This is a genomic window from Rossellomorea sp. GAMAL-10_SWC, assembly GCF_049568075.1.
Classification (GTDB): Bacteria; Bacillota; Bacilli; order Bacillales; family Bacillaceae_G; genus Gottfriedia.
Genome location: NZ_CP144911.1, coordinates 3,616,070 through 3,630,625 on the forward strand (window position 1 = coordinate 3,616,070; position 14,556 = coordinate 3,630,625).

At 31.1% G+C, this 14,556-nt stretch carries 15 protein-coding genes; 6 read left to right on the forward strand and 9 right to left on the reverse strand.

The annotated features are described in order from the left end of the window. Nucleotides 1–65: 65 nt before the first annotated feature. The 4 genes from V5E38_RS17905 to anmK all read right to left on the reverse strand — a co-directional run bounded on the left by V5E38_RS17905 (nucleotide 66) and on the right by anmK (nucleotide 4,135). Nucleotides 66–1,364: a PTS sugar transporter subunit IIC gene (locus tag V5E38_RS17905; protein ID WP_499210968.1), complete on the reverse strand. Its 1,299-nt coding sequence runs from the start codon at nucleotides 1,362–1,364 to the stop codon at nucleotides 66–68. 33 nt (nucleotides 1,365–1,397) lie between these two features. Beyond that, nucleotides 1,398–1,703, reverse strand: coding sequence for a PTS sugar transporter subunit IIB (locus tag V5E38_RS17910; protein ID WP_098230765.1), 306 nt, complete (start codon nucleotides 1,701–1,703; stop codon nucleotides 1,398–1,400). A gap of 177 nt (nucleotides 1,704–1,880) precedes the next feature. Beyond that, a complete protein-coding gene (locus tag V5E38_RS17915) occupies nucleotides 1,881–2,975 on the reverse strand; it encodes a DUF871 domain-containing protein (RefSeq protein WP_499210969.1) in 1,095 nt (364 codons plus the stop codon). Nucleotides 2,976–2,986: 11 nt separating this feature from the next. Beyond that, nucleotides 2,987–4,135, reverse strand: a complete 1,149-nt coding sequence (anmK, locus tag V5E38_RS17920; RefSeq protein WP_499210970.1) for an anhydro-N-acetylmuramic acid kinase — start codon at nucleotides 4,133–4,135, stop codon at nucleotides 2,987–2,989. 445 nt (nucleotides 4,136–4,580) lie between these two features. Between anmK and V5E38_RS17925 the strand changes: the two genes are divergently transcribed. Next, on the forward strand, nucleotides 4,581–5,753 hold the full coding sequence (locus V5E38_RS17925; protein WP_499213599.1) for a M20 metallopeptidase family protein: 1,173 nt from the start codon (nucleotides 4,581–4,583) through the stop codon (nucleotides 5,751–5,753). 104 nt (nucleotides 5,754–5,857) lie between these two features. Here V5E38_RS17925 and V5E38_RS17930 read toward each other — a convergent pair whose 3' ends face one another. Continuing rightward, on the reverse strand, nucleotides 5,858–6,049 hold the full coding sequence (locus V5E38_RS17930) for a hypothetical protein (protein ID WP_499210971.1): 192 nt from the start codon (nucleotides 6,047–6,049) through the stop codon (nucleotides 5,858–5,860). 215 nt (nucleotides 6,050–6,264) lie between these two features. Here V5E38_RS17930 and V5E38_RS17935 point away from each other — a divergent pair, with 215 nt between their 5' ends. Continuing rightward, on the forward strand, nucleotides 6,265–7,029 hold the full coding sequence (locus V5E38_RS17935; RefSeq protein ID WP_499210972.1) for a DUF2935 domain-containing protein: 765 nt from the start codon (nucleotides 6,265–6,267) through the stop codon (nucleotides 7,027–7,029). A gap of 76 nt (nucleotides 7,030–7,105) precedes the next feature. Here the strand turns inward: V5E38_RS17935 and V5E38_RS17940 are convergent, their stop codons facing one another. Then, complete coding sequence (locus V5E38_RS17940; RefSeq protein ID WP_387331882.1) at nucleotides 7,106–7,792, reverse strand: helix-turn-helix transcriptional regulator; 687 nt, start codon at nucleotides 7,790–7,792, stop codon at nucleotides 7,106–7,108. Nucleotides 7,793–8,330: 538 nt separating this feature from the next. Between V5E38_RS17940 and V5E38_RS17945 the strand changes: the two genes are divergently transcribed. From V5E38_RS17945 to V5E38_RS17955, 3 genes are all read left to right on the forward strand, one after another. Next, on the forward strand, nucleotides 8,331–9,233 hold the full coding sequence (locus V5E38_RS17945) for a LysR family transcriptional regulator (RefSeq protein ID WP_499210973.1): 903 nt from the start codon (nucleotides 8,331–8,333) through the stop codon (nucleotides 9,231–9,233). Between the two features lie 305 nt (nucleotides 9,234–9,538). Next, complete coding sequence (locus V5E38_RS17950; protein ID WP_499210974.1) at nucleotides 9,539–9,802, forward strand: CD3324 family protein; 264 nt, start codon at nucleotides 9,539–9,541, stop codon at nucleotides 9,800–9,802. A 150-nt stretch (nucleotides 9,803–9,952) separates the two neighbouring features. Then, nucleotides 9,953–10,588, forward strand: a complete 636-nt coding sequence (locus tag V5E38_RS17955; RefSeq protein ID WP_499210975.1) for a FusB/FusC family EF-G-binding protein — start codon at nucleotides 9,953–9,955, stop codon at nucleotides 10,586–10,588. A gap of 61 nt (nucleotides 10,589–10,649) precedes the next feature. On the opposite strand, the gene V5E38_RS17960 is transcribed toward V5E38_RS17955, so the two are convergent. Next, nucleotides 10,650–11,396, reverse strand: a complete 747-nt coding sequence (locus tag V5E38_RS17960) for a TerC family protein (RefSeq protein WP_499210976.1) — start codon at nucleotides 11,394–11,396, stop codon at nucleotides 10,650–10,652. A gap of 211 nt (nucleotides 11,397–11,607) precedes the next feature. On the opposite strand from V5E38_RS17960, the gene V5E38_RS17965 reads away from it, so the two are divergent. After that, nucleotides 11,608–12,519, forward strand: coding sequence for a bifunctional helix-turn-helix transcriptional regulator/GNAT family N-acetyltransferase (locus tag V5E38_RS17965; RefSeq protein WP_499210977.1), 912 nt, complete (start codon nucleotides 11,608–11,610; stop codon nucleotides 12,517–12,519). Between the two features lie 65 nt (nucleotides 12,520–12,584). On the opposite strand, the gene V5E38_RS17970 is transcribed toward V5E38_RS17965, so the two are convergent. Both V5E38_RS17970 and V5E38_RS17975 read right to left on the reverse strand, forming a co-directional pair. Then, complete coding sequence (locus V5E38_RS17970) at nucleotides 12,585–13,973, reverse strand: hypothetical protein (RefSeq protein ID WP_499210978.1); 1,389 nt, start codon at nucleotides 13,971–13,973, stop codon at nucleotides 12,585–12,587. A gap of 133 nt (nucleotides 13,974–14,106) precedes the next feature. After that, a complete protein-coding gene (locus V5E38_RS17975; RefSeq protein WP_499210979.1) occupies nucleotides 14,107–14,526 on the reverse strand; it encodes a hypothetical protein in 420 nt (139 codons plus the stop codon). Between the last annotated feature and the right edge of the window lie 30 nt (nucleotides 14,527–14,556).

Sequence of the window (14,556 nt, forward strand, 5' to 3'; positions counted from 1 at the left end):
CTTGATTACTTGATATAAATAAAGGAAGCTGGGATTAATCATCCCAAACTCCCTTTACTATGAATTTATAAAGATACTTTTACACCATTATCCATTTCAACTGTAGATTCTTGCGCTAACAATTTTTTATCGTACATTTTGAAGAATGGTAAATAAATAACAACAGATATTGCCAGATTGATTACTACTAGGATAATAGCTCTCCAATCTCCACCAGTTGATAAATATGCACCTATTGGAGCAGGTAAAGTCCATGGAACCATTACGTATGTTGGATTAACTAATCCTCCTGCTGTTGCAAGGTAAGAAATTGTTGCACCAATTATTGGAACGATCATAAATGGAATAATTAATACAGGGTTTAATACAATCGGCATACCGAAAATAACTGGCTCATTAATGTTAAAAATACTTGGGATGATTGCTGTTCTTCCAAGAGCCTTTGAATAACTAGATTTTCCCACGATTAACATTGCTATAACTAAACCTAATGTTGCACCCGAACCACCAATCCAAATAAACCACTGGAAGAAAGTTTCAGGAGCAATGTGTGGTAACTGACTTCCAACTTTACCAGCTGCAACAGCTGCAGAGTTATTAGCTAAATAAACTTCCCAAACAGGTCGTGCAACTGCACCTACTACTGATACGCCATGAATACCAAATGCCCAGAAAAATGTGATTAAGAAAACTGGTACTAGTACACCAGGTAATGAATCACCCGCGCTAATTAGTGGAGCTACGGCTTTGTCTACAAGTGAATGTGTATCAATCTTAAATACAACTGTAATTAAAGTCATTACTGTTAAAACAACCGTTACAGGAATAAGTGCTTCAAAAGAACGTGCGACAGAACTAGGCACTGAATCAGGCATTTTAATCGTAATATTTTTTGTTTTACAAAAACGTAATACTTCAACTGCAAAAATAGAAGTAATCATACCTACGAAAAGACCATGTCCACCCATGTTTGCCATTGGTAATACAAATCCTACTTTATCGATCATTTGAACCCCAGTTGTAAATAAAAATGCTGAGCCGGCTAATAGTGCGCCAGAAAGCGGATCTAGTTTATAGCTTTGGGACAAGCTATATCCAATCCCGAAAGTAATATACAAGGTCATTATGTACATTGTAAGACGGTACGGAATTAAAATATCCGCAGCGTGTTTTGCTGCCCACACTCCTACCGCAGAATCTGCAGGCACTGGAGGAAAGGCAATAATTAAGAACAAGCTTCCAAAAATGATAAAAGGTAAAGCTGAAACTACACCATCACGAATAGCGCGTAAATGTTTTTGTTCAGATAGTTTTGCCATTGGTGTTGATAAATTCTTTTCCAAAAATGAAATAAACTTATCCATTTGTTCTTCTCCTTTGTTTATTAAATTATTAAACTACTTAACTAGTTCTTGAACTAATTTTAATAATGTTGGCCCTCCAAGTGGACTATATGCTTGAGGTGGAATGACAGCACAAGGTACATTCGCCTCATCAGATGAAGCTTTAAAACCATCAAATCGATGTCTTACTTGTGGTGCAACCATCGCTACATCCCAACCATTCTTAACTTCTTCAGCAAACTCTTGAGTCCCAACTGCTAAAACATCTAGACTTAATCCGTTCTTTTCTCCCTCTTTTTTCAGAGCGTTTACTACAATCGCACTTGACATACCGCCTGCACATACAAATAATACCTTCATACTCTTATCCTCCTAATTCAAATTTGATAATATTAAAGATTCGAAAAACTGAAAACGTTTTCTATGAGGCAATTATATTCTTAATAAAATAAAATTTCAATTATTTTAAACAAAAAATGAAATAAAATTTTAAGAAGATGTAAAAAAAAATTTCACATCTTCTTAAATAATGATCATTTAGTTTTCCTTAAACTGAAACTTACTCCAAGGATGTAAGAAATCTAGTAGGAAGATTTCTTCCTCTGTAATGCGTCCAACCACATTCGTTTTCCCTGAATTCTCCATATCCTGTAGTGCTATTTGCAATTCACCTTTATACTGTCCATATAATTCATTTTCTATTAAAATATCGCCTCTACGAATAGGTGGCGTATAAGTAGGTTTAAACTCTTCATCTCTATATTTAACACGAGACTGAGTTGAACGAATTAAGTAATCGGATACGTCCCCGCGGTAAAAATGAAACTCCTCTAAAACAATCTTTTTCTCTAAATCTGTAATTGAATCATGTAAATCAATATTTAGTGTAAATAAGTCTTTACCGTTTTGATTTAGCTCCGCAAGTTGTTTGAACTCTTCTTCTGATGCATAAGCATTTGCGATCATCACATCATCAATCAAGTCTGAATAAAATAAATGTTTCGCTTGCGTTACGACTGATAAATTTCGGTGCATCTCTAATGTACAAAGACCTTCTGATACAGGCCAAGGTCCATATGTTGCAGCTTGTGAATTAATAAATGCTGCTGTACGAATACCATGCTTTTTAAACTCTTCACTGCATGTAACAAAATGCGAATAGCTTAAACCTGCATAAAGATGAGGATAAAAATTATGGGATCCGATTAAATTAGATTGATTTGGCTTATAAGCTAAAATATTTTCTAGATATTTCGTAGCATTACTCATGTTAATTTCAATTTTTAACCCATATGGATTATAAGTCATAATGGACTCTTCATTCCCAGTAAACCCCATATCAAGTCTAATTCCATATGCTCCTAAATCAGCAAAAAATGATAAATCATTATACGAAATATTCAATGTACCAAATACTCGAGGGGCAATATCAACAATGACTTCCATCTCTAAACTATTTGCATAATCAACTATTTCTTTGAACTCTTTTATTATCTGTTCCTTGTCACCATTTACTGATAATAAACATGTAAAGATTCGTTTAAAACCATATTGATGAGCTAATTTAATATAAGCCTTATCTTTTTCAACAGTTGAGTGCTCTGGATAAATTGAAATTCCTAATTTTTTCACGATGAATCCTCCTAGTATGGTATTGGTGTAATATTTCCTAAAACAACTAACCGATTTGCCTTTGTTGCTCCAGGTACATTACTTGGTAAACAATTTAAAGTTTCATTTGCTAAAATCGCAAAGGCGATTGCTTCTTTTGCATCCGAAGAAAAACCAATGTCTTCTTGAACTAATACTTTAGAATCCAAACCTAATAATTCTTGAAGCATGCGTAGTAAGGTTTTATTATGACTACCTCCGCCACCTACAATCACTTCATCAATTGGATGATCTGGTAAAATAAACTTTTTATAATTTTCAGCGATCGATTTTGCAGTAAACATCGTCATTGTAGTCACTAAATCAATCGGTGAAATATCACTAAACTCTTCCAATATTTCATCAACAAACTGTGTACCAAATAACTCTCTTCCAGTTGTTTTAGGTATAGGTGCTAAAATATATGGAATACTCATGCATCTTTCTAGTAATCTTTCATTTACATTACCTTTAGCAGCTAAATCACCATTAGCATCATATGGAACATTAAAATAGCGCTTACAAATTTCATCAATAATCATATTACCTGGACCTGTATCAAAGGCTACCAAATCATCGATTGTAGCACTCCTTGGAATGATCGTAACATTACCAATCCCACCAATATTTTGTAGTACACGCGTTTTCGTTTTACTTTTATAAAGTAATAACTCAGAATGTGGTACTAAAGGCGCACCATACCCACCAGCTGCCATATCCATCACACGAAAATTGGAAACAACTTTCGTCTTTGTTTCATATGCAATAACCGCTGGTTCTCCTAACTGCAATGTAGATTGAATGAAATTCCCAATAGCTTCAGGCTGGTGATAAATCGTTTGACCATGCGACCCAATAAAATCAAGTTGATCTAACGAAAATTCGTTTTTACTACAAATTTCCTTTACTGCTTCTGCAAAAGCATAGCCAAGCTTAAAGTTTAAACTACATAAATGCTGAGCGTTTGAAGAAACAAGTGTAATCGCATCTTGAATTTCTTTTAATAAACCTTCCTCAAGAGGAACTGTCATAAAATCAATCAATCTTACCTCTGTCTCAGGTCCACATCCAGCGATTTCTACTAAAGCTGCATCGATTCCATCTAAAGATGTACCCGACATTAATCCAACTGCATATCCCAATTCATTCACTCCTTCATATTTTTATTAATAATACCTTAAAACAGAATTTCAAATTTGTAAAAGAAAAGAGTGAAAGTTTATTTAGAATTTTTCAAAAAGTAAATGTTGATGTTTTTAAGAAATCCTTGAATTGAAAGAGATTTTTGTAGACTGATTTATTCGCTGCACATCCCCCATGACTAATTTCATATCTAGAACTCCATAATGAATTATTACTCATTTCAGCCTCTTCCACAAAACAACACTTGATAAAAAAAACCAATAAAATATTTTCTAAAAACACATTTATCACTTTGATAAATAGGCATAATTATCTTGTACAAATCAGTAACTAGTAAAAAAGTATTGAATGAACAGCAGAATAATTATACAATTCTTTACATAATCAAACAAAAATTCGATCCAACATTAAGGAGAATCTAAGATGAATCATTTAGAAACACAAATAGATGAATTAGCAGATCAATATTTTACGAGACTAATAGAGATCCGTAGACATTTGCATATGTATCCTGAATTAAGTAAGCAAGAATTTCAAACAACAAATTTTATCAATCAAGAATTAGAAAAGGCTAATATCAAAAAAATTCAGTTGAATAGTCAAACAGGAACTGCTGCCGAGATTAGTGGTAATTCAGGGCCGATTGTTGCACTCCGAGCTGATATTGATGCACTTCCAATTAAAGAAGAATCTGATTTACCATTTCGTTCACTTGTTGATGGAATCGCCCATATGTGTGGACATGATGTTCATACTACTATTACACTCGGAGTTGGATTCATTTTACAGGAATTAAAACACCTGATTCCTGGTACAGTTCGATTGATCTTTCAACCTGCTGAGGAATCTGAAGGTGGCGCTGAGCAAATGATTGCTGAAGGCTTACTTAACGATGTAAAAGCTATTATTGGGCTTCATAATATGCCGGATCTTCCAGTTGGTATGATTGGAATTAAAGAAGGCTTCCTAATGGCAAGTGTAGATGATTTTGCAATTAAGATTAAAGGGAAAGGCGGTCATGCAGCACTTCCTGAAAAAGCAATTGATCCGATTGTAATTGGTAGTGCTGTTGTCAATCTTTTACAAACTCTAGTTAGCAGAACAATTTCTCCAAAAGATTCTGCTGTCATAACTGTTGGATCGTTTCAGGCTGGGAATACAAATAATGTCATCCCTGAATTTGCAGTTTTAAAAGGCACAGTTCGCACATCAAATGAAACAATTCGAAAGCAAATTCAAGAAAAATTTCAAACACTAGTTCAAAATCTTGTACATTCACTTGGAGGAGAAGTAGAAATAGATTATCAAGTATTACTGCCCGCAGTATTTAACGATACAAAAGTAACATCAGTAGTACGAGAAGCAGCAATCTCAGCAGTCGGAGTAGAACATGTTGTGACTGCAGAATCGACAATGGGCGGAGAAGACTTTTCATTCTATCAACAAAAAGTACCTGGTTCTTATATTTGGTTAGGCTCTGGAAATAAAGAAAAAGATATAACGTATGGATGGCATCACCCTAAATTTATGGTCGATGAAGACGCAATAAAAATTGGTGTAAAACTAATGGCCCGATCAGTATTAAAACTATTAACAGATACAACTCTTGATAAATAATAGACTAAAAAGTGAAATCATTCATTAAATAATGTTTTCACTTTTTTTGTTTTTCATCTATTGGCTTAGATGCTTTTAAATAACTATGAGATAGGTCTAATGGATTAGTCGTTTTTTCTAAATATAAACATACCTAAAATGAATCCAATAAATGTAATATAACCAGCAACTATACCGGCAATATAGCGATTTTCATAATGAATATAATCCTCTAATATTGTAATGATAATTGCAGAAAAGGCAGAACCAAAAAAAGCTTGAGAAATAGTCATTTTTCCTTTTAAATGTTTTTTCATAAAACTTTCTCCCTCTTAAAATTGCTAGTATATTATTCTGTTTAATTGATGGATAAACCTTTTTTATCAAGACTATACAGCCATTTAGACCAATTAAAATCACAGGAATAAACTTAAGATACTCCAATCTACCCACTACCTTTTCCAACACTTCCTGCAATATTTTAGGACATTCATTAATATAATTACCTTGTAGAGTTTATAGGGGGGATTATATGCCTGATTTTGTACAAACTGCCAATTTTGAGCATTCGTTCTGGTTACATGTATTAAGGGATCATTCTCAATTTATATTGGATGCTTTACCGTCTAAGCAAGAGGAAGAAATTAAGATTGCACAATCATTTTACGTCATTTTTAATAATTTATTTACTAGGGTAAATAACAATGAAAATATGAGCGATATTACAATTCAAGCAGAAAAAAGTGCTTTAGCGCTACGTGATTTTAAACTTTCACTGCTAACGAAACATATTACTGACGCTAATTTTGCGATTTACTTAACACCTACATTTTTAAACCATATGGTTAATGAATTGGAAGAATATTTATTAGTACTATCCTACTTAAAACAAAATCAAACCCCACCTGTCTTCAATGAACTTCATCATCATTTATTATGGGTGCTAGATGCGGCAGGTCATGCAGATGCCATTTATACGAATCTCGATAGTACAGAAAAAATGCTAAGAAAGAAAAGTCATGAATTCACAAAGCATTTTGAACACTTTTATCTAAAAGCAGTAGAACTGACCGGATATTTACGTACTAAACTAAGTACATTTCCTGCATTAAAAAGAATGAATCAAGACGTAAAATTAGAAATTCAGCTATTCCAAATATTTCTAAAAGAAATTGAAGAATTAGATATCTCAAGCCAAATGTTGAGTAACTTTTCGGCTTTAATGGCAGATCATATGTACAGAGAAGAAATGTATTTCTTAAGGAAATTAGAAGAATCTTCATCCATTAATAATTAATTTTATGAAAAATAAAGCACTCTATTTAACACGTAATATGATGTGTTAAATAGAGTGCTCTTTTACTTTAACTAAACTATTGTTTTATTGAAATCCAGTTATTTTTAATTACTTTTATGACTGCATTTAAGCGATCTGGAACGTCTAATTTCATCAAAATATTGGCGACGTGGTTTTTGACTGTTTTATTCGAAATAAATAATTCCTTACCAATTTGGATATTCGAAAATCCCTTTACTAAAAGGTGAAGTATTTCGTATTCTCTATTTGTAAGGAGCTCTTTTATATATGAATCATTGGGCGGCATAAAATGGATTGAATTATCCTTGAGAAACTTGTATTCTTTTATCAATTCATTTGTATAGCGATTATCTACCATGAATTGTCCACCCTGTACTAGCTTAACAGTATTCACTAAATATGCCTCGTCAACATCTGTTAAACAAATACCTTTTACTCCTACATTCAATAAACGATCTATTTCATAAAAGTCTAAAGAGTTTTTAATGGTAATAATTTTCGTAGAATCATCATGTAACATAATATTTCTTGCATACTTTACCATTTCTTCTCCCGAAACTTGAGTTATAAGAATTGAATTACTTATTTCCTGAAAAGAAAAGCTATCTTCTAAATTAATTTTAATAGCATTTATTTGATTAAATTCTAATATTGTACGAATCCCCGCAACGAAAAGCGAATTTTCAACAAAAATAACAGTATTATTATTTCTTGGATGATTTGGAACTAATTTTGCTAACATTACTGCCACCTCCAATTTGCAAATTTTTTATAGCAACATTTGTATTGTACATATTTGAATTGATTAAATAAATTTAATATTTTTGAAATTAAAGTTAAGTACTTCTTAAACAAAAAATTATTATTATTAAAATTTAAACTAAATCCTTAAAATAAAAGATTCAAAAACTTACGGTCTTATATTATGATATCTATGTACAGATATTTTTTATTACTATAATTTTCCCAAGGAAATATTTTACATTGTAACGTTTCAACTTATTGCTTTTTTAGTAAAAAGAGATTTCTTACAAAATTCAAGAATTATTTTAATAATATAAATTTAACTATGCACAAGATTTTCCAGTAAAAAAGGTGTATCATTAAACTGTTTTCTTATCTTAAGTGTTCCTTCATACTGTATCCACACTATAATTTTATTAGCTCCTCAAAAATTAATGCAATGACTAAAATATAACCAACGATGTCCACTATCTTTTAAGTTTTTATGTTCTTAAATTACTACTTGTATTAGAATTTTTTATTATTAGGAGATTACTATGAATTTCGAACAATTAGAGTATATTGTTTATGTAGCAAGTGAAAAATCAATATCTAAAGCTGCCGAAAAGTTATATATCTCTACATCAGCTATAAGCCAATCTATTTCACAACTAGAAAGAGAATTAAATATAACAATATTTAATCGTTCAAGGGTCGGAACTACTCCTACACCTGAAGGAAATATTGTAATAATGAAAGCAATAAATATATTATCGAATATTAAGCAATTAAATGAGGAACTTTTTAACTTAAATATTAAAAAGGAAAAACAGTTAAAAATCGTTGCAGCAACAGCATTTTTTGATATTTTTCAAGAAGCAGTAACAAACTTCAATTTAGAAAATCCTCAAATCTCAATTGACGTTGAGGAAATGCTTCAAGAGCAGTTACTAAAAAGTTTTAATCCAGATCGTTATGATGTTGGTTTCCTACCAATAGAGAAAGAAGAATTAGAAAAATATCCAAAACTGGGTAAGAAGTTAATCAGTAGAGCTAGAGTAGGTATAGTAGTTGGAAAGAATTCAAAATTATTCAATTATGAATATGTAACACCTGCAGATTTAAATAATGAGAAAATAGTAATATTAAAAAATACAAAAAATGGCATAGTAAAAAAGTTTTCAAAATGTATTACTAATCATGTTATCTTAACGACAAATAATCCTAGACTACTATTAAACGTCGTTAAGGAAAGTGCTGGTTTTTCTTTTATTCATGAGTTTACAGTAAAAAACTACCCAACATTTCGTACTGATGAACTTAAGGTAATACCGATTACATATACTGATGAAACGAATTACATCTATCAGGATATATGGGCTATTTATTCTCGAGAACATGGATTATCAAGTTCATCCAGTGAGATTATTAAACACATATTATTTCAGTTAAATAAATAATGAAAAGGAATAGGAACAATCAATCTAAAAAGTTTTCTATTCCTTTTTCATTTTGTTCATAAGTAACAAATGCAATCTGAACAGATATAATTTATAATAAATAAAAAGTTTTCATGATTTCTTTAGGAGGTGATCTATTATGACAAGTACTGTTAGTTTGTCAGATAAATCAACGTCCCATGCAAAGCCTAGATTTAGAAAGGCGATACTTTGCATGGGTAGGTTTTACTAATCGCCCAAGTAAGCAGTTCTGATTCAACGGCTTTGCACCTTATTTACTAAATAAGAATAAGGGGCTGGCAAAGATGGCATATATAAAAGCAACTGCTATTTTACCTGAAAAGTTATTATTGGAAATACAAAAATACGTACAGGGAGAAACACTTTATATTCCTAAATCTGAAAAAGTTCATAAAAAATGGGGCTCACGTTCAGGTACAAGAAAGCTAATTGATAATCGAAATAAAGCAATTAAAGATGCATTTAAAAATGGTCAATCAATTGAGCAATTAGCGAAAGAATATTTTCTCTCAATCGAAACAATAAAAAAAATTGTATATACTAAATAAATAAAAAAAACACTGATAACCTCATCAGTGTTTTTTTATGGCAACTTTGTTTCTTACATAAACTCAACATATATAATTTCACTTTTTTGATGTAAATTAAAGATATTAAGTTATAAATCGAACTTTCCTCTCAAATTAGGAGTGATATAAATGAAACCTTTTATTAGAACAGAACAGTATAATTTTATTAGACATCAACTTCAAGTCTTAGCAAATGGACATTCTACAGTAAATGATAAAACCGTTTTAAATGCTTTACATTCACTAGTTAATGATAAAATACTAAGTTTATTTCCTGAGCTATCTGAAGATCAACATCTACTCTTCAGTCCAATTAGCACAATTAAAAATTCTGATCAAGCAGATGTTTTACTGAACCGACTAAAGCCTTATATAATTCCTTTTAAAGAAGTATCAGAACAATCCATCAAAAAGCTTTTTCCTAAAGCTAAAAAGTTAAAGCTTCCTTTATTACAAAATATTGATTTAGTTGAGACAACATATATTGGATGGGATGACTTAGGCTCTAATTCAAAGTTTATTGTCACATATTTAAATGACAAATTAATTGGTTTACAAGGTACTTTTAATCCTATGAAAAAAAGAGGCAACTGCACAATATGTAATAAATACGGTGACTTAGGGTTATTCCTGACAAAAACAAAAGGAAAAATTGAAGGTACTTTTACCCAAAGAGGAAATTACATTTGCAAGGATAGCCAAGTATGTAATCAAAATATTATGTCGCTAGAAAAACTGCATGACTTTATTATGTTGGTTAAGTAGTGAAAACTAAAAAATCGCTTAGTGCTACAAACCTAAGCGATTTTTTTCTATTAATTATCATTTATTCTACGTTAGTATCTGTTGATTTCTTTTTAGAGAGAAACCAACCACCTAAAGCGATTAATAGCATGACTGACCAGAAAATCGTATTCCAGATTGGTCCTTCAACGAAGTGATGTGAAATAATGTGTAGCGAAGGATGTGCCAAAGTATGCATTAGTAGTTTAACCCCTACCCATCCAACTAAAAGCATTGCTGCTTTTTCTAGACTTGGACGTGTTGTCAGCAATTTAACAAAAATACCTGCCGCAAAGCGAATAACGATTAAACCTGCAATTGCTCCAATAACAATGACGATAAATTTAGCACCATCCATGCCACCTATATTACCCATTTTTGTATTAGGTAGATCAATTACTAGCGCTACTGCTGCTAAAATAGAATCAACCGCAAATGCAATGTCTGCTAATGATATTTGAGCAACTGTCATACCAAAGCTTTTTCCTTTTTTTCCTTTATCATCATCATGATTTTTAAATAAATGCTTTAATGCGATGAAAATTAAATATGCCGCTCCGATTGCTTGAACCTGCCATACATTAAAAAGAAAAGAAATAATAAAAATGGCACCGATTCGAAAAATAAAAGCTAAAAGTAAACCAATATTGATCGCTTTCTTTTGTTGTTCCTCTGGTAAATGTTTTGCCATAACAGCAAGCACTAGTGCATTATCGGCCGATAATAAACCTTCTAATAAAATTAGAATAATTAATACCCAACCGTACTCTAATAACAAAGATAGTTCCATGTTTTCCCCCTATTTAATTTACTTTTAACTTTTTTAACCACTTTTTAATTATATTCCCTTTTTTATAAATTCCTTATCCAAATTTTTGAATATTCTAGTACAATTTTCTCCATTTACATTTTTATTAGCTTCAAATTAGTTGACTTAGTCAACTTTTTTAGTTTATATTATTAGTAATCTAAAATTTCAGAATATTGAAGGTGAGAAAAATATGAATCATGTTGAAAAAATACGCAAATTTAACAGACATTATGCCAATGTATTGGGAAAAATTGATCAAGAAATCTATAATCACCCTTTTCCATTAACTGAAGCCAGAATCATTACAGAAATCAACGAAAACAACGGATGTACTGCCACAGATATTATCGAAAAACTCGGCATTGATCGCGGTTATTTAAGTCGCATTATTCAACGATTTGATGACGAAAACATCATTTCAAAAATCCAATCTCCTGAAGATAAACGTCAATATACTCTTCATTTAACTGCAAAAGGAAACGAAATCTACAATAAATTGGTTAATGATGCGAACATTGGCGTAGAAAGTATGATTCAAAGCCTTTCTACTCCTGAAGTAAGAGAGCTAGTAAAATCAATGGAAACAATTGAATCCATTTTCTCTTTAAATCAGACATCTATTCCTGAAATATCAATTCGACCATATAAGCCTGGCGATGTTGGGTACGTCGCTTATATTCATGGGAAGATTTATAGTACAACCTTCCAATTTGGTCGTGTATTTGAATATTATGTAATGAAAGGGTTAAGCGAATTTTTATTGAATTCTAACGGAGGCGAACTTTGGGTCGCAGAAGTAAATGGAGAAATCGTCGGATCAATTGCTATTACGAAAGCAAATGAGTCAGTAGCACAGCTTAGATGGTTTGTATTAGATGAAAAATACCAAGGATTAGGTATTGGTAAAAAGCTAATCGAAACAGCACTCAACTTCTGTAAGGAAAACCAATTCGAACATGTATTTTTATGGACTGTAAGCTCATTAGAGACCGCACGTTATCTTTATAAAAAATATAATTTTACTTTAACTGAAGAGAAACCTAACTTTGAATGGACTGGATCAGAGTTAATTGAGGAAAGATGGGATTTAGTGTTTTCATAAACAAAACATTTGAAGAGAAGGCCATTCATTAATTTGATTAATGGATTGACCTTCTAATTTTCCACTTATTTTAATTTACCTAATTCATCAATAAATGCTGGTTTTTTAACGTATTTTTGTTTAAAGTCACTAATAATATTCTGAGCGTATTGGCTACCAAAAATTTTATTAAACTCTACGATTGTTTTACAAACTTTTTTATACATTTTCCGTTCAGTTGCTTGTCCTGCTTCTACTTCAATTAGTTTTGCATAGATTTCTGTTGTTTCTTCCAAATATTCTTCTACTAAATGTGGATAAAGTTTTTTAATTGAAGAAATATGTGATTTACAATATTGAAGTAATTTTCCACTCATTTTTTCCTCAATTAATATTTCAACATAGATATTAGGAATATAGCGTTGCTTTTCTAATTCAGTTAATATTTCTTCTAAAACATTAGGCCATTCACTTGGTTGATAAAGCATTTTCAACTTTGAATAAGACTCAAAATGGTTATCATAAATAAATTCTAAAAGTAACTCAGATTGTTTATTTTTATCTTCAAGCTTTTCGTAGGCAACTAATTGATATTGTTTCCATTTCTTAACTTGTCCACGATATTCTTGATCTTCAATTATTCCATCCTCACAGAGCCTCAATACCTCTAAATAATCATTTGATTGAATTAAGTGATTAATAGCTTTTTCTCTAAATTCACCTAACTTTATATTTTTATAAACGAACTGCATTGCATCGTCAAATCCATCATATTGTTCAATAATTTGATATTGAAGTAACTTTATATTTTCTTTATTGTAATTTGCACTCCAAGAATCACCTTTTATTTCACTTAAAAGTTTTTCAAGTTTATTTTCAAGTTTGTTTCTTAACTTTTCAATACTGCAAAAATGAATGCAACTCTCTAATAGACTGTATCTCCACTCACTCCAATCGTCGTATCGTGAATTCTCAGCCTCTTTTAAAATCTTCATAAAAAAGGACTCTTGTTGTTTTTCATCTAAATAGCTTACAAAATATGCTGCATCATTAATAATGTCCAAACTATTTGAAACAACCGGATTTATGAAGCCGCCAGAGTCATCACTATAATTCATCATGTTTAATACTTCTGGAAGAATAATTAAACATAATGAAACTGCTGTATCAGGCTCTTCCTCTAAAAGCATTTGTCCCGCTTTATCTAACGTCATATAAACACCTTGCAATGCATCGCCTAATTTATTCCACGGAATAAAACCTCGATATTTAGATTGATTGATATATTCTTTAATTAATTTTTTGCTATTCGATCTTACGTCTTCATTTGATGAATACTTAAATAATAATCCTTTTTCAATTTCTTCATTTTCCTCAGCTAAGTCTAGAACAATTGTAAGTAATTCCTCTTTTTTAAGAGCAGAAAGTATTTGTTTTAAATTCTTTTCTTTATTTTCCGTAGATTGCTTGCTCATTGTTAGTTTATCTCCAAATAAATGACATTCTCTTACTAATAAAAGTTTAAAGATCTATTTTCTCTTTAATTATTACAAAATAAATAATAAAGAGGCAACGCAAAAAACATACGTTGCCCCACATTCCTTCTATCTAAACAAGACCTAAATAACTTTTAGTAATATAAGGATAAATAATTTTCCCATTTAAACTATACTTATTAAATAAATTTGTAAGTGCAGTTCCATATGGCTCAAATTCTTTTTCCCTACTTAACGGAGAAAATGAAGAAGATAAGTTCCTACCTAAAAATCCTTCTAAATCCATTTCCAAATCATTTCTATAAACCATCGTTTCATAAATCCCGTTTTTAAAAAATTGGTTAGTAACATCTGCTGTATCTTCTATTCCACCACTAAAACCTTTAAACTTAGGACAAGTTTCTTTGCAAATCTCCTGCAATTCAATCATTATAGGACTTAATAAATCCTTACTATTCCAAACTGGGGATACTTTTGCATTCTCTTTTAAGATTCGTTTACATTCTAACCGGAATTCTTCTTTATCAAACAATTCTTCAAACTTTTTTCAGCGATCCCTCGC

What these genes read in the sequence shown, in the direction of transcription:
- V5E38_RS17935 (WP_499210972.1), top strand. Translation starts at nt 6,265, where the DNA reads ATGCCTGATTTTGTACAAACTGCCAATTTTGAGCATTCGTTCTGGTTA.
- V5E38_RS17945 (WP_499210973.1), top strand. Translation starts at nt 8,331, where the DNA reads ATGAATTTCGAACAATTAGAGTATATTGTTTATGTAGCAAGTGAAAAA.
- V5E38_RS17905 (WP_499210968.1), bottom strand. Translation starts at nt 1,364, where the DNA reads ATGGATAAGTTTATTTCATTTTTGGAAAAGAATTTATCAACACCAATG.
- V5E38_RS17930 (WP_499210971.1), bottom strand. Translation starts at nt 6,049, where the DNA reads ATGAAAAAACATTTAAAAGGAAAAATGACTATTTCTCAAGCTTTTTTT.
- V5E38_RS17950 (WP_499210974.1), top strand. Translation starts at nt 9,539, where the DNA reads ATGGCATATATAAAAGCAACTGCTATTTTACCTGAAAAGTTATTATTG.
- V5E38_RS17970 (WP_499210978.1), bottom strand. Translation starts at nt 13,973, where the DNA reads ATGAGCAAGCAATCTACGGAAAATAAAGAAAAGAATTTAAAACAAATA.
- V5E38_RS17940 (WP_387331882.1), bottom strand. Translation starts at nt 7,792, where the DNA reads ATGTTAGCAAAATTAGTTCCAAATCATCCAAGAAATAATAATACTGTT.
- V5E38_RS17955 (WP_499210975.1), top strand. Translation starts at nt 9,953, where the DNA reads ATGAAACCTTTTATTAGAACAGAACAGTATAATTTTATTAGACATCAA.
- V5E38_RS17965 (WP_499210977.1), top strand. Translation starts at nt 11,608, where the DNA reads ATGAATCATGTTGAAAAAATACGCAAATTTAACAGACATTATGCCAAT.
- V5E38_RS17910 (WP_098230765.1), bottom strand. Translation starts at nt 1,703, where the DNA reads ATGAAGGTATTATTTGTATGTGCAGGCGGTATGTCAAGTGCGATTGTA.
- V5E38_RS17960 (WP_499210976.1), bottom strand. Translation starts at nt 11,396, where the DNA reads ATGGAACTATCTTTGTTATTAGAGTACGGTTGGGTATTAATTATTCTA.